Origin of the sequence: Streptomyces sp. NBC_01314, from assembly GCF_041435215.1 — a bacterium.
GTDB lineage: Bacteria > Actinomycetota > Actinomycetes > Streptomycetales > Streptomycetaceae > Streptomyces.
Window position 1 is genome coordinate 9,564,147 of sequence record NZ_CP108394.1, and the last position, 15,331, is coordinate 9,579,477.

Below are 15,331 nucleotides of genomic sequence, written 5' to 3' on the forward strand. Positions count from 1 at the left end.
GGGCGGGTCACGTCGCCAGGACCGCCGCGACCAAGGCGCGCCGGTACACGGCCAGCCGCAGCATCCGCACCGCGTACTCCTGCGCCGCCCGCCGCACCCGGTCCGACACATACACCCCCGCGGCCGGAGCGGCGGCCCGCGCCCAGCCCAGACGCCGCAGCGCCATCCACCCCTTCGACGGCAACGCCTCGCCCTGCCCGTCCACACCGGCGGCCAGCACATCCAGCGAGTCCTCGTCCCACCGGGCGGCCACCAGTTGCCGGGTGAGGTCCGCGCACAACTCGCTCAGGTAGGACACCCGCTGATACAGCAGCCGCCCGCCGACCCGCTCACCACTGCCCTCGACCACGCCTCGGAAGGCGGTGCACGGCGCCGTCGCCATCAACCGGCCCACACCCACCACCCCCTACACCGCTCCGACCAGGCACACCCCGTATCCGATCGGCCTAACGACCGACCATCACACAAAGACACGCACCCCTACGACACCGCCCGATTCATGCAGGAAACCGCAGCAAAACCACCAACAGTTGAAGACCCTCCCCGGGCATGGTGCCTGGGGCCCCGCCGACGCCGGCCCGCCTCAGCGGCGGCGGGCCGACGGGCACAGGACATGGGGGAGGGGCAGGCTCCTCCCGCTCACCGCGGCACACCGGTCCATCATGCCGCCCCGACCGCACTCCCGCCCGCCGGCCGGTGTTCCCAGAGCGTCTCCCCCCGCACCTCCAGGACGACGGTGCCGGAGCCGTTGGTGAGGGTGCCCCGGCTGAGGACGACGGCGGTGCCGTCGTCGCGGGGGCGGATCTCCACGATCTCCATCGCCCCGTGCAGTACGTCCCCGGGCCGGACCGGCGCCCGCATGCGCAGGGAACTGATCTCCCGGCCGGCGATGACGGCGGCGTGCGCGAACACCGCGTCCACCACGAGACGTTGCAGGATCGCCGCGGTGTGGAAGCCGCTGGCGATGAGGCCCCCGAAGCGGCTGCCGGCCGCCGCGTCCTCGTCGGTGTGCATCGGCAGCGGGTCGAAGCGGCGGCCGAAATCGAGGATCTCCTCCTTGGAGATCTTGGCGCTGCCCAGCTCGAACACGGTCCCGGGCCGAAGGTTCTCGGCGTAGATCACGGTCCGCACCGCCGGCCCGTGGTCCGCACGGGCCCTGCCAGGCCCTGGAAGGGGGTGAGCCGGTGGAAATGCGTGCCGGGGCGGCGCATTCGGGTCTCCGTTCGTCCTGTCATGGCGGTCAGTCGAGTTCCGTGACGAACCGCCTCAGCAGGCGGCCGAACATCTCGACGTCTTCGTCCGGCCACCGGTCGAGGCGTTCCTCCAGCCCTTCGCGCTGGTGCTGCCTGACGCGGGCCAGGCGGTCGCGACCGGTGTCGGTGAGTTCCAGCAACTTGGTCCTGGGCCGCGACGGATGTGACACCCGGCGCAGCATGCCGTCTTCCTCCAGCTGGGACAGCTGACGGCTGACGGTGGACTTCTCCAGGCCGTACCGCTCCGCCAGATCGGACGCGGTCGGCTGGGGGAAGGTGCCTACGTAGGACAGCATCGTGTAGGCGACGAAGGAGAGGTCGTCGTACATGTTGTTCGCCCGCACCCTGGAATTGCGGGAGAACAGGATGATCGACTCATGGATCACATCGAGGGGGTCGTCCCTGGCTGCCATGACGCCATCCTGGAGTTGTGCGATACAACTGTCAAGGTTGTATCGCACAACTCGGGCGCCGGGTCCTACCGTTGACGGTGAGGTCGGCCTGGCCGGTGTTGCGGAAGCGGGATGCCAAGTCCGAGCGCCTGCTCTCCCTCACCTGGTCCGCAGCGACCGGCGCCCTGGCGCTGCTCGTCCTCCACGGACGGTGTCGGTCACCGGTCACGCCGGAGCCGGTCATGACCTGCGCCGATGGTTCGCCTTTGCCGAGGTGACCGGCGCAGACCCACTCGCACGGTCGCCGTCTCGGTGGGCCGGTGACGTCGACCGTGAGCGATCATCCGCTCGGCCCGGTCGGAGGCGGTGGGCGCACCACCGCCTCCGTGTCGGGCGGCGCGGGCGTCAGCTGCCCGGGGTCGCGAGGCCGCTGACGGTTTCCCGGATGGTCGGGCGGCGGTACAGCTCCCTCAGTCGCAGCAACGGCAGGCCCTGCGCTCGCAGGGCGGCGCCTATGCGGAGGGCGAACAGGGAGTTGCCGCCCAGTTCGAAGAAGTCGTCGTCCAGGCTGACCGGCACACCCAGCACCTCGCTCCAGATCTCCCGCAGCCGCTCGGTGAGGTCGGCGTCGCCCGTGACGGGCACGGTGTCCCGGACCGGCGAGCGAGGCGCCGCGGGTGCGGGGAGCCGCGCCGCGTCGAGCTTGCCGTTGGCCGTCAGCGGGAGCGCGTCCAAGGAGGTGACCGTGGTGGGGAGCATGTGATCGGGCAGGATGCCCGCGGCCCGCTTGCGGACGGCGCCCGGGCCGCCCCCGGCCGACAGGACCACGTACGCGTCGATCCTGGCCGTGGCGGCGTCGGCCGGATCGACGCGGCGCACGACGACGGCCGCCGTCAGCACGTCCGGGTCCTCCAGCAGGACCGAGCGGATCTCGTCCAGCTCGATGCGGAAGCCACGGATCTTCACCTGGTTGTCCATGCGCCCGAGGTGTTCGAGACAGCCGTCCGGGCGCAGGCGTCCCAGATCGCCGCTGCGGTACATGGTGCCGCCGGTGAACGGGTCCGGTACGAACCGCCGCGCGGTCAGGTCCGGACGGCCCAGGTAGCCGAGCGCGACTCCGGCGCCGCCGACGCAGATCTCGCCGGTCACTCCGGGCGGCAGCAGGCGTCCGGCCGGATCCGTCACGTACAGGTGCCAGCCGGGCAGGGCGGGCCCGACGGAGCGGGTGGCGGCCAGGGCCAGTTTCCGGGTGAGGGTCTGCTCGGTGACGTGGACGGTGGTTTCCGTGATGCCGAACATGTTCACCATGCGGCAGGCCGACTCGGGGTGCCGGTCGAACCAGGGCAGCAGCATGCGCGCGTCGAGCGGCTCACCGCCGAAGACGACGAGCCGGACGGACACGTCGCCGTGGTCGACGCCCAGGAGCTGGGCGAAGGCCGACGGGGTCTGGCTGAGCACGGTGACCTTCTCGGCGACGAGCAGGTCGCGGAAGTGGTCGGGTTCGCGGGAGACGAAGTACGGCACCAGGACCAGCCGCCCGCCCGTCACGAGGCAGCCCCAGATCTCCCACACCGACAGGTCGAAGGCGCTGGAGTGGAACCAGGTCCACACGTCCGAGGCGCAGAATCCGTACTCGTCGCGGGTCGCGTCGATCAGGGCGATCACGTTGCTGTGCGGTACGACGACACCCTTGGGGCGGCCGGTGGAACCGGATGTGTAGATGACGTAGGCGGGGGTGTCGGGGGAGGGGAACGGGAGGAGCGTGTCGTCCGTCCCGGTCGTCGTCGCGGCGTCCAGCAGCTCGTCCGGGGTCAGTGCCATACAGCCCGGCACCGCCGGGAACTCCGGCAGCCGGGTGACCACCACGCCCAGCTCGGCGTCCTGCGCCGTGTGGGCGATCCGGTCCTTCGGGTAGGTGGGGTCGACGGGGACGTAGGTCGCGCCGGCCTTCAGCACGGCGAGCAGTGCGACGACGAGTTCGGCGGAGCGCTCCAGGCACACGCCCACACGGTCGCCGCCGACGACTCCATGGGCCCGCATGCCACGGGCCAACAGGTCGGCCCGCTCCTCGAGTTCGCGATAGGTCAGGCCCGCCGCCCCGTCGGTCACGGCGATGGCGTCGGGTGTCGCCGCCGCCGCGCGGGCGACCGCCTCGGGGATGCTCACCTCAGTGGTCACCAGGGTGCGGGTCGGCCGGCCGAGCGCCGCGGTGCGGGCGCGTTCGGCCTCGTCGAGGAGCTCGACGTCGTCGACCGGCGTCTGCGGGGAGCGCAGGACCTGCCCGTGCACGTGGGCGAGGTGTCGTACGAACTGCGCGGCGATCTCCGGGGAGAAGTGGCTGCCCAGATGGTCGCAGCGCAGCCGTGGACCACCGGAGTCCCGGAAGACCGAGAGGGTGAGGGGGAACGGCGGTGCCAGGCAGGGCACGTACGCGCCGGGCAGCTCCGCCTCGTCGAAGAGCAGGCCGACGAGCGCGGGTCCGTCCGCGCCGGTGGGCTTCAGCTCACCGAGCGTGGGGGCCTCCCGCACGGTGAAGGAGCCGTGGTCCGTGCCGATGACCGGCTCGGCCTCGGGGTCGTAGCGGCGCAGGGTGACGGCGAGGGCCGCGAGCCAGCTCGCCTCGTCGCCCCCTTCGTGCAGGGAGAGGAGGTGCGGGACGGTAGGGCCGTCGTGGCCGAGTCCCCATGCGGGGGCGGCAGCGAGCGCGGGCCCCTCGGGGACGGGTCGTCGGGTGTTCGCCGCGCCGGATTCGACGGATCGGGTGGACTCGCCGGTCGTCAGACGTGCGAGGGCCGTACGGTCCCACTGGTCGCGCGGGGCCACCACGATCAGGTCGCACAGGCCGTCGGCGTAGCGCAGCAGGACCCTGCGCGGTCCGGAGGTGGGGCGGGCGAGTTCGACGGCGCGGCGCCGCTCGGCGAGCGCGTCCGCCGCCGGTACGGGTACGTCCTCCGTCCACAGCCCCGCAGGGGCCGCGGAGTCCGGGGAACGGTCCAAGCGCACGCGTACCGCATGGCAGCGTGCCGCGGGGAGGTGAGGGCCTGACACGAGGGGTACTCCTTGTTGTTCAGGGTTGTTCAGGTTGTCCGGAGGGGGCCGGTACGGTGTGCGCACCGCTCAGCGGATGCTGAAGCCGCCGTCCACGGTGAGGACCGTGCCGGTGATCTGCCGGGATTCGTCGGAGGCGAGGAAGACGATCGCGGCGGCGACGTCCTCGGGTTCGATCAGGGCGTTCATGGGCTGGGCCTCGGCGAAGGTCTTCTCGTGCTCGTCGACGGGTACCTCCAGCGCGCGGGCGATCTCGGCGAGCATCCGGCCCTCGGCCCCCGCGTCGTCGCGCACCGATCCCGGGCAGACGGCGTTCACACGGACCTTGGTCGGCGCGTAGTCGAGGGCGGCGGCCTTGGTGAGGCCGACGACGGCGTGCTTGGCGGCGACGTATCCGGCGAAGTGCCGGTAGCCGACGAGCCCGGCGGTGGAGGCGACGTTGACGATGCTGCCGGCGCGCCGGGCGCTCATCGCCTTGCCGACCTCGCGCATCACCCGCCAGGCCCCGGAGAGATCCACGTCGATCATCAGGGACCACTCGTCCTCGTCGATCTCGTGCACCGGCTTGCCGGAGGGCGCCGCGATGCCCGCGCTGTTGACGGCGACGTCGATCCGGCCGAACCGGTCCTCGGCCCGGGTCACCGCCTCCCGTACGGCGAGCAGGTCGCGGATGTCGGTCTCGGCGGTGAGGACGGCGGCGCCCGCCTCCCGGCACAGTGCGGCGGTGTGCTCCAACTGGCCCGGGGTGCCCAGCGGGTAGGGCACCCCGGGCAGGTCGGCGCAGATGTCCAGCAGCGTGAGGTCGGCGCCCTCGGCGGCGCAGGCGACCGCGGTGGCACGGCCGAGTCCGCGGGCGGCGCCGGTGATGAGGACCGACTTGCCGTGCAAACGCATCGGATGCTCCTTGGGACAGTCGTGAGAGTCGTGAGAGTCGTTCTGAGGAGGGGAGGCCCGGGGCTACAGCACCGACGAGACGATCAGGCGGACCAGCGAGGGGGAGGAGTCGGCCAGGTACATGTGGCCGCCGGGGACCTTGACATGCTCGAAGTCCTCGCCGGCCACCTTGCTCCAGGCCTCGGCGTCGTCGTAGTCGACCAAGTCGTCGTCCTCGCCCCGGATGACGGTGAGCGGCGCCTCCAGCGGAAGGTCGGTGCTGGGCGTGTAGGCCTCGTGCATCTCGACGTCCGCGCGCAGGGTGGGAAGGACCATGGCGCGCATCTCCGGGTCGTCGAGCGCGGGATGGTGATAGCCCGCGAACTCGCCGACGCGGGAGAGGAAGTCCTCGTCGGAGAGGCCGGTGGCGTGCTGTTCGCGTCCGAGGGAGGGTTCCGGAGATCCGCTGACGAACAGGTGGACGAGCTCGATGTCGGGTTCGCCGACCAGCCGGTGGGCGAGTTCGTAGGCGAGCACGGCGCCGAGGCTGTGCCCGAACAGGACGACTCGGTGGTCGTCGCCGTCGCCGAGCCGTTCCCGCAGCTGGACCAGGAGTCCGTCCGCCGCCGTGTGCACGTCACGGTACGGCTCCTCGTCGATCAGCCGTTCCCGGCCGGGCAGTTGCAGAGCCACGACCTCCAGCGCGTCCCCGGCGAGGGCCGTCCAGGGGCGGTAGAACGAGGCGCCGGCTCCGGCGTACGGGAGGCAGATCAGCTTGGTCGTGTCAGAGGTGGTCATGAGTGCGGGTGTCTCCTTGTGACTCGTGTGCGCCCTGGGGGCGGGGGTTTCGCGGGCGGGCACGCCTTGCCGGCCGTGTGCGCCTCGTGGGCGGGGTTTACGGGGTGGGACCGGAGGCGAGCACGCCCGCGAGTTCCGCGGCCTCGGCGGCGGTGCGCAGCGCGTCGGCGGCGCGGTCCGGGCCGGGCAGCCCGGGGCCGACCGGCATGAGGTTGAGCGTGGTGGCGCCGGCCTCGGCGAACGCCGTCATCCGCTCGGCGATCCGCTCCCGCGGCCCGAGCAGCGAGGTGGCGTCGAGGAAGTCGAGCGGTACGGCGGCCATGGCGCCCGGGTAGTCACCGGCCAGGAACCTGTCCTGGACGGTGCGGGCCTGGGGGCCGAAGCCCATGCGCTCGGCCAGCCGGGTGTAGTGGTTGTCCTCCCGGCCGCCCATGCCACCGAGGTACAGCGCGGCGTACCCCCGTACCCGCCGGGCACAGGCCCGCCAGTCGGCGCCGGTCACCAGGGGCACGCAGGGGGCGATGTCGAACCCGTCGAGGGTGCGCCCGGACTTGGTGAGGCCGGCCCGCAGGGGTTCGAGCTGCTTGGGGGCGTGGGCGGGGGAGAAGAACACCGGAAGCCAGCCGTCGGCGATCTCTCCGGCCAGTTCCAGGTTCCTCGGTCCCAGGGCGGCGAGGTAGACGGGGATCCGTTCGCGTGGCGGCCGGATGGTCAGGGTGAGCGCCTTGCCGGGGCCGCCCGGCAGCGGAAGCGTGAAGTGGCTGCCCTCGTACTCCAGGGGTTCCCGGCGAAGGGCGCGGCGTACCAGGTCGACGTATTCGCGGGTACGGCCCAGCGGCGAGCCGAATCTGACACCGTGCCAGCCCTCCGAGACCTGGGGACCGGACACGCCGAGGCCGAGCCTGAGCCGTCCGCCGGACAGGGTGTCGAGGGTGGCGGCGGTCATCGCCGTCATCGCGGGCGAGCGGGCGGGGATCTGCAGGACCGCGCTGCCGACGTCGATGCGGGAGGTGCGGGCGGCGATCCAGGACAGCACGGTGACGGCGTCGGATCCGTAGGCCTCCGAGACCCACACCGCCGAGTAGCAGAGATCCTCGGCCAGGGAGGCGAGCGAGAGGTTGGACGCGTCGTTGCCGCCGACCCAGTAGCCGAGGTTGAGGCCGAGACGCAGGGTGGGGACGGTCATGGGTACTCCTGTGAGGGCGCGAGGGCGCGAGGGCGCGAGGGCGCGAGGGCGCGAGGGCGCGAGGGCCGGGCCGGGCCGGGCCGGCGCGGGACGGTCTGAGCCCGGCCCGGTCGTGGCACCGGGCCCGGTCGTGGCCGCGGTCAGCGGCTCGTGCGGGTGCGGTAACGCCATGTCGAGAGGGTGGTGAAGACGGCGATGAGCAGGACCGAGCAGCCCACGGTGTACAGCTCGGGGTGGTGGGCCGGCCAGCCGTGCTGTACGGGAAAGCCCGGTGGCGGCGGGTTGCCGAAGAGCCGCCGCAGGGCGTTCGCGAGCGAGGTGATGGGGTTCCAGGCGGCCACGGTGGACAGCGGGCCCGGGAGGGTCGCCCCGGAGACGAATCCGGAGGAGATGAACGTCGCCGGGAACAGCCAGATCACCCCGAGGCTCCCGGCCACCTGGGAGTTCGGCGAGACGAGGGCGACGAAGACGCCGATCCACGACATCGCGAAGGAGAACAGCAGCACCAGCAGGATGCCGGCGGCCACCTGGACGGGGCCGGTGTGTGTGCGCCAGCCCATCAGCAGACCGCAGGTGGTGGTGACGGCGAGGCTGGCCACGCAGGTCGTGAGGTCGGAGGTCGTCCGGCCGAGCAGCAGCGCCACGCGGGAGATCGGCAGCGTACGGAAGCGGTCGACCATGCCCTGATCCAGGTCCCGGGAGAGCCCGACCGTGGTGAAGGTGGTGGTGAAGGCCACGGTCTGGGCGATCAGCCCGGCGAACATGTACGAGCGGTAGGCCGTGCCGCCCAGGCTGTTGCCGAAGATGTACCCGATGAGCATGGCGTACACGACCGGCTCGACCAGGCACGAGATGAGCAGTCCCGGAGTGCGCCGCAGGTGCAGCAGGTTGCGCAGGGCGAGGTCCGTGCTCTCCGCGACGACACGGAGTACGGGATTGCGCCGGGCGCGGGTCGGGACCGCGGGCGAGGGGAGGCCGGTGGCAGGCGCGCCCCGGTGCGGGGAACCGGTCCTCCGGACGTCGGTGGGCGCGGTCATCACGCGGCCTCTCGCCGGGCGCGGCCGGTCAGGCCGAGGAACACGTCGTCGAGCGTGCAGCGGCTGAGCCCGATCTCCAGTACGTCGACCTCCTCGTCCTCCAGCGCGGTGAGAGCGCGGCCCAGCGCGGCGCGGCCGTCGGCGGCGGCGGCCTCCACGCGCCGGGCGGTGCGGTCCACCGTCGGTGTCACGCCGGTGGCCCGCGCGGCGGCACGCGCCGCCGCGTCGAGCTGGTGGTCCTCGGCGACACACACGACGAGCCGGTTTCCCGCGGCTGCCTTCAGTTCGTCGCTGGTGCCCTCCGCCACCACCCTGCCCCGGTCGATCACGGTGATCCGGTCGGCGAGACGGTCCGCCTCCTCCAGGTACTGGGTCGTCAGCAGGATCGTGGTGCCGCCGGCGACCAGTTCACCGACCGCCTCCCAGGTGTCGAACCTGCTCTCGGGGTCGAGGCCGGTGGTGGGCTCGTCCAGGAGGACCAGGGGAGGGGAGCTGACGAGGGCGGCGGCCAGATCCAGCCGTCGGCGCATACCGCCCGAGTAGGTGCCGGCAGGGCGCCCCGCGACGTCGGTGAGCCGGAACCGGGACAACAGGTCGTCGGCGACGCGGCGGGCCGCAGAGCGGCCCAGGCCACGCAGTTTAGCGATCAGATAAAGATTCTCGAAGCCGGTCAGCAGGCTGTCGACCGTCGAGTACTGACCGGCCATTCCGATTGTGGAGCGTACCTTTTCCGGTTCAGCCGCCACGTCCCAGCCGTTCACGAAAGCGCGGCCGGAGTCCGGCTTGAGGAGCGTCGTCAGAATCTTTACCAGAGTGGTTTTACCGGCTCCATTCGGGCCCAGGAGGCCCATGACCTCACCTGCGTTCACCTCCAGGTCGACGCCGCTTAACGCGGGGTTCTCCTGAAAGTTCTTGTGCAGGCCATGTAGGACGATGGCCGACGTCGTGGGGGTATGCACAGATCCGTTGTACGCCAGGGCGGCGCCCTCGGTCGATCACGGAATCCTAAAGGTTCTTTGTGCGTTCGATGGTGTTACTTGAAGCTTGCTTGAGCCTTTTACTACCGGACCGAGAACCATGATCACGTACGGTTCCTGTCGTGCGAGAATTATTCACGACGCTGAGGAAACAGGCAGCGCGTAAACCGCAGCAGCCTGCCGTGACTTTCGTCTCGGAATTCGGTGAAATCAGATGTACGGTGCGCGACCGCGCGGAACTGGATCTGCATTCCAGGCGCATTGCCTCCTGGCTCCAGGAGCGATTCTCCGCAGGGGACCGAGCGCTGCTCCTCCACTCCCCGGGAATCGAATTCACCACCGCCTTCTCGGCCTGTGTCTACGCCGGCGTCATCGCCGTGCCCGCCCCGCTGCCGGGCCGCTACCGGCACGAGCGCCGCAGGCTCGCCGCCATCGCTCGCGACGCGGGGGTGAGCGTCATCCTGACCCAGCGGAGCGATCTGCCGGACGTGGAGAAGTGGGTGGCCGAGGAGGGTGTCGTCGGGGTGGTCTGCCACCCGACCGACACCGGTGAAGGCGACCCGGATGCCTGGGCCGCTCCCCGGGTGGCGCCCGAAACGCCGGCGCTGCTCCAGTACACGTCGGGATCGACCGGCGATCCCAAAGGCGTCATCGTCACCCACGGAAACCTGGCCGCCAACGTTGAGCGGATGGTGGCCGCGTTCGGGAACGACAGCGACACCACGTACGGCGGCTGGATCCCCCTGTACCACGACATGGGGCTGATCGGCCTGATGCTGCCCGGCCTCCTGTCCGGCGGCGGATACGTCCAGATGGACCCCATGTCCTTCCTGCGCCGCCCGTACCACTGGCTGCGGATGCTGGACGCCTGCGACGTCGGATTCACCGCCGCGCCCGACTTCGGCTACGAGTTGTGCGTCCGGCGGGTCACCGACGAGCAGCTCGCCACGCTCGATCTGTCCCGCGTCAAGGCCGCCGACGGCTCGGAACCGGTCCGAGCCGACGTGGTCGCCGCTTTCACCGAGAGGTTTGCCGCCGCAGGACTGCGGGCCGACGCGCTCATCCCCGTGTACGGCCTGGCGGAGGCGACCCTGATGGCGTCCGGCACGATCGGGCGGCCGCCCCTGCGCACCACCGTCGACGCCTCGGCGCTGGAGAACCGTGTGCTGCGGCCGGTCGGCGGCACGGAACCGTCCCGCGTGCTCGTCGGATGCGGGGCACCGACCGGTTCCGACGTGCTGATCGTCGATCCCGACACCGGGGACGCACTGCCCGACGGCCGCGTCGGCGAGATCTGGCTCAGCGGCCCCTGCGTCACCGCGGGTTACTGGGAGAACGAGGGCGCCACCGACACCACGTTCCGGGCGTACACCGGCGACGGACACGGTCCGTTCCTGCGCACGGGCGATCTCGGCGGCCTGCTCGATGGTGACGTCTACATCACCGGCCGCCGCAAGGACGTCCTCGTCCTGCACGGACGCAATCTGCACCCCGCCGACATCGAGTACGAACTGCGTTCCCAGCACGAGGAGTTGGAGGGTCTGCACGGGGCCGTCTTCATGGTCGGGGACGACGACGGCGTGGACACCGCTCCCGCGATCGTCGCCGTGCACGAGATCCGTGCCCACTGGGGCGCCGAACGGCTGAGCCTGATCGGCGTCGACATGAAGCAGACCATCGCGCGGGAGTTCGGTGTGCCGGTCGCGGCGGTCGCCCTGGTACGGCCCGGCGGCGTCCGGCGGACCACGAGCGGCAAGGTGCAGCGCTCGGCGATGCGCGCCCTCTACCTCGCCGGAGAACTGGACACCCTGCACCTCGGCGAGGACCGGTTGCTCACCGCGGCCCTGGCCGAACACCGGCGGGTGACCGCACGATGACCACCACGGCCGGTCTGGAGACCCTGCTCGCCGCCCACGAGAGCGACGCCTTCTCGCCCGACGTGCTCGCCGAGCTCGACGACCGTGAGGAGTTCCCCGACGGCGCGGTCCGCCTTCTCGACGACGCGGGGATGCCCGCCCACTACGTCCTGTCCCCGGACGGCGACTTCAGCGAGACGGTACGGCTGCTGCGCGCGGTCGCCCGCCGTGATCTGACCGTGGCCATCGCGCACGGCAAGACATTCCTGGGGTCGGCCCCGGTGTGGGTGGCCGGCACCCCGGATCAGGCCGCCCGGCTCGCCGAGCGGGTACGCGGGGGCGAGGCCGTCTGCTGGGGGCTGACCGAGCGTGACCACGGCGCCGACCTGCTCGCGAGCGAGTTCGCGGCGGTGGCCGAGCCGGGCGCGGGCGCAGAAACAGCGGCGGGCGCGGGCCCAGAGGCAGAGGCAGAGGCAGGCACAGAAGCCGGCGGCTGGCGGCTGACCGGCGAGAAGTGGCTCATCAACAACGCCACCCGCTCCACCCTCGCCTGCGTCCTGGCCCGCACCGACCCGGCGGGCGGCGGACGCGGCTTCAGCCTCTTCCTCGTGGACAAGCACCGGCTGCCCGAGGGCGCCTGGCGGAACCTGCCGAAAATCCGTACGCACGGCATCCGCGGCGCCGACATCAGCGGCTTCGCCCTCGACGGCGCCCCGGTGCCCGCCGACGCCCTCGTCGGCGAAGAGGGCGACGGAATCGCCGTGGTCCTCAAGACGCTCCAGCTCACCCGCATCGCCTGCACGGCGCTCTCCCTCGGCGCCGCCGACCACGCCCTGCGGCTGGCCCGCGACTTCGTCACCGGACGCGAGCTGTACGGCCGCCGCCTCGCCGACGTCCCGCACGTACGGCGCATCCTCGGCCGGGCGGCCGCCGCCGCACTGACCGCGGAGGCGGTGAGCGCGCTCTCCGCCCGCTCGGTGCACACCCTGCCCGGGGAACTGAGCGCGATCTCGGCGATCACCAAGGCGTACGTCCCGACGCTGACCCAGGAGACGCTCGGCTCGCTCGGCGAACTCCTGGGCGTACGCGGCTTTCTCACCTCGCCGCCCGGCGGCGGCTTCGCCAAACTGGAACGCGACCACCGCATCTGCGCGATCTTCGACGGCAGCACGGTCGTCAACCGCGCCGCAGTTCTCCACCAGATGCCGCGTCTGGCCCGTCAGCTGGGCCGCCGCCGGGCCGACGTCGAAGGCCTGCGGGCCGCCGCCGACCTCACCGCTCCCCTGCCCCCGTTCGACCGCGACCGGCTGACGCTGCTGTCCGTCACGGGATGCAGCGCCGTGCAGACGCTGCCGGACACGGCGGCGCGCATGGAGGAGCAGGGGCCACCGGAGGCGGGCCCGCTCATCGCCCGGCTGCTCGCCGAACTCGCCCGGCTGGAAGCGGAGTCGGCGGACTTCGTGCCGTCGGCGGGTGGACTGCCCAGCACCGCCTTCGACCTCGCCGAGCGCTACGAACGCGCCTACGCCGCTGCCGCCTGCCTGCTGCTGTGGCTGGAGAACCCTCCGCTGCGCACGGGACGGCTCGGCACGGACGGCCTGTGGCTGCGGGCCTGCCTGACCTCCCTGCTCGGCACCTCCCTCCTCGGCGAGGACGACAGCGACGTGTTCGGCGCCCTGGCCGACGTCGTACTCGGCACGCCCGCACAGGAATTCACCTTGTGGGGAGGCGCGGTATGAGCACCGTGACCGGCCTCGCACCCAAGCGCGCCGACGAACTGGAGCAGCTGCTCGGCAGCCTCTCCGACCCGGCCAACCCCACCGGCACCGCCGCCGTTCTCGCCGCGGACGAGCGCGCGGAGATGCTCGTCGCCGGAGAGTCGCTGCTGCACTCCTACGGGCTGAACGCCGAGTTCGTACCACCCGGGCTGGGCGGCCGTCTGGAGCGGGCCGACCACCTCGCCGAGGTCATGCGCGCGCTCTACCGCCGCGACCCCGCGCTCGGCCTCGGCTACGGCGCCGGCTCGCTCATCGCCGGAGTCACGCTGTGGACCGCCGGCGACGCACGGCAGACCGAGCACGCCGCCCGTCTGCTCCTGGACGGCCGGCGCATCGCCATCGCCTTCCACGAACTGGCCCACGGCAACGACATGGCGGGCACGGAGTTCGCCGCCACCGCCGCACCCGACGGCCTGCGCCTGAGCGGCCGCAAGGAGGTCGTCACCAACATCGGGCGCGCCGACGCCATGGTCGTCCTCGCCCGCACCGATCCCCGGCCCGGTCCGCGCAGCCACTCCCTGGTCCTCGTCGACCGCGCGAGCACCGACCCCGCACGCCTGACCGACCTGCCGCGCTTCCGTACCGTCGGCATGCGGGGAGTACAGCTCGGCGGCCTGCGCTTCGACGAACTGCCCGTGCCCGCCTCAGCGGTCCTCGGGCCGGTCGGCTCCGGCCTGGAGACCGCGCTGAAGGCACTCCAGATCACCCGCACGGTCCTGCCCGCGATGGCCACCGGGATCCTCGACACCGGACTGCGCGTCACCGTGGACCACCTGACACGGCGTCGGCTGTACGGCGGCCCCGCCACCGCCCTCCCGCACGTCCGCTCGGTGCTGGCCGGCGTCTTCGCCGACCTGCTGCGTGCCGAGGCGCTGGGCGCGGTCGGCGCCCGTGCGCTGCACCTGGTGCCCGGCGCGGCGAGCGTGTACGCCTCCGCGGTCAAGTTCGAGGTGTCCCGGCTGCTGCTGGAGGCCATGGACCGGCTCGCGGAGCTCCTCGGCGCCCACTTCTACCTGCGCGAAGGGCCGACCGCGCTGTTCCAGAAGCTGCTGCGCGACCTCGCCCCCGTCGGTTTCGGGCACATCGCGCGCGCCGCCTGCCAGACGAGCCTGCTGCCCCAGTTGCCCCTGCTGGCCCGCCGCACCTGGGCCCGCCCCGGCACCGAGGCGCCGGCCGACGTGTTCGCGCTCGCGGAATCGCTGCCGCCCCTGCGGTACGACCGGCTGGCCCTGCACGCCGCGGGCCGCGACCCTGTCATGGGGTCCCTCCACGCCCTCGTCGACGCGTCCTGGGCACCCGAGCACGACGACGTACGGGCGGTGCTCCGCGACGACCACGCCGAACTGGCCGAACTGGCGGCCGTGTGCGGGCGGTTGTCGCCGGTGGAACTCGGCATCGACGCCCGCCCCGAACACTACGACCTGGTCACCCGGTACGTGCGCCTCCTGTCCCGCACCGCCTGTGTGCGGGTATGGCGGCACGCCCGGCCGGAGAGCTTCCTGGCCGACCCCGCCTGGCTGCGGGCGGCCCTGTGCCGCTCGGCGCCGGGCCGGCACCGGCCGGGCCCGCTGCCCGCCCAGGTCGAGGACACGCTCTTCGCCGAACTCCTGGACCGCCGGGACACCGGTCGCTCCTTCGGCCTGACCGGGAGACCGCTCGCCGTGTGAGAACCGGGCCGTCGGCCGCCTGAGGGCCGCCGCCCACCATCCGAAAGCCGTATGGCGTCGGACCACCGCTCGCCCGTGACGAGCGGAGCCCGTCCGACGTACGTCCGCCGCGCCCCCGACCCCGCGGCCCCGCGCTCCGGCCTCCTTTTCTTCCCCCGCTCAAGAAAGAGAACCCCCCTCATGACCGCTGGCAACCGAGACGTGCACACCTGGCTGACGGAGCGCGTGGCGACCTACCTGCGCCGTTCGCCCGAGGACATCGACACGTCCGTACCGCTGGCCGACTACGGCCTGGACTCGCTGACGGCGCTGGCCATCACCGCCGACATCGAGGACGAGTTCGAGGTGACCGTCGACGACGCGCTGACCTGGGACCACCCCACGGTCGACGCGCTGGGCGCGGTCCTGTCCGAGCTGGTCGGCGGGCAGCCGGAGGCGGCACGGACGAGCGAGAAGCAGGCCTGAC

Annotated in this window: 13 protein-coding genes; 4 read left to right on the forward strand and 9 right to left on the reverse strand. The window is 72.2% G+C overall.

Features of this window, described 5'->3' with window-relative positions:
- Positions 1 to 7 precede the first annotated feature (7 nt).
- From OG622_RS42140 to OG622_RS42180, 9 genes are all read right to left on the reverse strand, one after another.
- Positions 8 to 382: a hypothetical protein gene (locus tag OG622_RS42140; protein WP_371582066.1), complete on the reverse strand. Its 375-nt coding sequence runs from the start codon at positions 380 to 382 to the stop codon at positions 8 to 10.
- A 278-nt stretch (positions 383 to 660) separates the two neighbouring features.
- On the reverse strand, positions 661 to 1,131 hold the full coding sequence (locus OG622_RS42145; RefSeq protein ID WP_371582068.1) for a MaoC/PaaZ C-terminal domain-containing protein: 471 nt from the start codon (positions 1,129 to 1,131) through the stop codon (positions 661 to 663).
- 109 nt (positions 1,132 to 1,240) lie between these two features.
- On the reverse strand, positions 1,241 to 1,666 hold the full coding sequence (locus OG622_RS42150) for a MarR family winged helix-turn-helix transcriptional regulator (RefSeq protein ID WP_371582069.1): 426 nt from the start codon (positions 1,664 to 1,666) through the stop codon (positions 1,241 to 1,243).
- 384 nt (positions 1,667 to 2,050) lie between these two features.
- A complete protein-coding gene (locus OG622_RS42155; protein WP_371582070.1) occupies positions 2,051 to 4,693 on the reverse strand; it encodes a non-ribosomal peptide synthetase in 2,643 nt (880 codons plus the stop codon).
- A 69-nt stretch (positions 4,694 to 4,762) separates the two neighbouring features.
- Positions 4,763 to 5,587, reverse strand: a complete 825-nt coding sequence (locus tag OG622_RS42160) for an SDR family oxidoreductase (RefSeq protein ID WP_371582072.1) — start codon at positions 5,585 to 5,587, stop codon at positions 4,763 to 4,765.
- Between the two features lie 63 nt (positions 5,588 to 5,650).
- Complete coding sequence (locus tag OG622_RS42165; RefSeq protein ID WP_371582073.1) at positions 5,651 to 6,364, reverse strand: thioesterase II family protein; 714 nt, start codon at positions 6,362 to 6,364, stop codon at positions 5,651 to 5,653.
- Between the two features lie 97 nt (positions 6,365 to 6,461).
- Entirely contained in the window at positions 6,462 to 7,550 is a 1,089-nt protein-coding gene (locus tag OG622_RS42170; RefSeq protein ID WP_371582074.1) for an LLM class F420-dependent oxidoreductase, read from the reverse strand.
- Between the two features lie 140 nt (positions 7,551 to 7,690).
- On the reverse strand, positions 7,691 to 8,587 hold the full coding sequence (locus OG622_RS42175; protein WP_371582075.1) for an ABC transporter permease: 897 nt from the start codon (positions 8,585 to 8,587) through the stop codon (positions 7,691 to 7,693).
- Entirely contained in the window at positions 8,587 to 9,546 is a 960-nt protein-coding gene (locus OG622_RS42180) for an ATP-binding cassette domain-containing protein (RefSeq protein WP_371582076.1), read from the reverse strand. Before OG622_RS42180 ends, OG622_RS42175 begins: the two co-directional genes overlap by 1 nt.
- 140 nt (positions 9,547 to 9,686) lie before the next feature.
- Here OG622_RS42180 and OG622_RS42185 point away from each other — a divergent pair, with 140 nt between their 5' ends.
- The 4 genes from OG622_RS42185 (at position 9,687) to OG622_RS42200 (ending at position 15,330) form a co-directional block, all read left to right on the forward strand.
- Positions 9,687 to 11,441 (forward strand): fatty acyl-AMP ligase, encoded by a 1,755-nt coding sequence (locus OG622_RS42185; protein WP_371582077.1) that lies wholly within the window; start codon positions 9,687 to 9,689, stop codon positions 11,439 to 11,441.
- Entirely contained in the window at positions 11,438 to 13,159 is a 1,722-nt protein-coding gene (locus tag OG622_RS42190) for an acyl-CoA dehydrogenase (protein WP_371582079.1), read from the forward strand. The genes OG622_RS42185 and OG622_RS42190 overlap by 4 nt, the downstream gene beginning before the upstream one ends.
- Positions 13,156 to 14,865: an acyl-CoA dehydrogenase gene (locus OG622_RS42195; protein WP_371582080.1), complete on the forward strand. Its 1,710-nt coding sequence runs from the start codon at positions 13,156 to 13,158 to the stop codon at positions 14,863 to 14,865. Before OG622_RS42190 ends, OG622_RS42195 begins: the two co-directional genes overlap by 4 nt.
- Positions 14,866 to 15,045: 180 nt before the next feature.
- Entirely contained in the window at positions 15,046 to 15,330 is a 285-nt protein-coding gene (locus OG622_RS42200) for an acyl carrier protein (RefSeq protein WP_371582081.1), read from the forward strand.
- The last annotated feature ends 1 nt before the right edge of the window (position 15,331 follow it).

Coding starts and splice junctions, on each gene's coding strand:
- OG622_RS42140 (WP_371582066.1), bottom strand. CDS start 382: ATGGCGACGGCGCCGTGCACCGCCTTCCGAGGCGTGGTCGAGGGCAGT.
- OG622_RS42150 (WP_371582069.1), bottom strand. CDS start 1,666: ATGGCAGCCAGGGACGACCCCCTCGATGTGATCCATGAGTCGATCATC.
- OG622_RS42160 (WP_371582072.1), bottom strand. CDS start 5,587: ATGCGTTTGCACGGCAAGTCGGTCCTCATCACCGGCGCCGCCCGCGGA.
- OG622_RS42165 (WP_371582073.1), bottom strand. CDS start 6,364: ATGACCACCTCTGACACGACCAAGCTGATCTGCCTCCCGTACGCCGGA.
- OG622_RS42170 (WP_371582074.1), bottom strand. CDS start 7,550: ATGACCGTCCCCACCCTGCGTCTCGGCCTCAACCTCGGCTACTGGGTC.
- OG622_RS42175 (WP_371582075.1), bottom strand. CDS start 8,587: ATGACCGCGCCCACCGACGTCCGGAGGACCGGTTCCCCGCACCGGGGC.
- OG622_RS42190 (WP_371582079.1), top strand. CDS start 11,438: ATGACCACCACGGCCGGTCTGGAGACCCTGCTCGCCGCCCACGAGAGC.
- OG622_RS42195 (WP_371582080.1), top strand. CDS start 13,156: ATGAGCACCGTGACCGGCCTCGCACCCAAGCGCGCCGACGAACTGGAG.
- OG622_RS42200 (WP_371582081.1), top strand. CDS start 15,046: ATGACCGCTGGCAACCGAGACGTGCACACCTGGCTGACGGAGCGCGTG.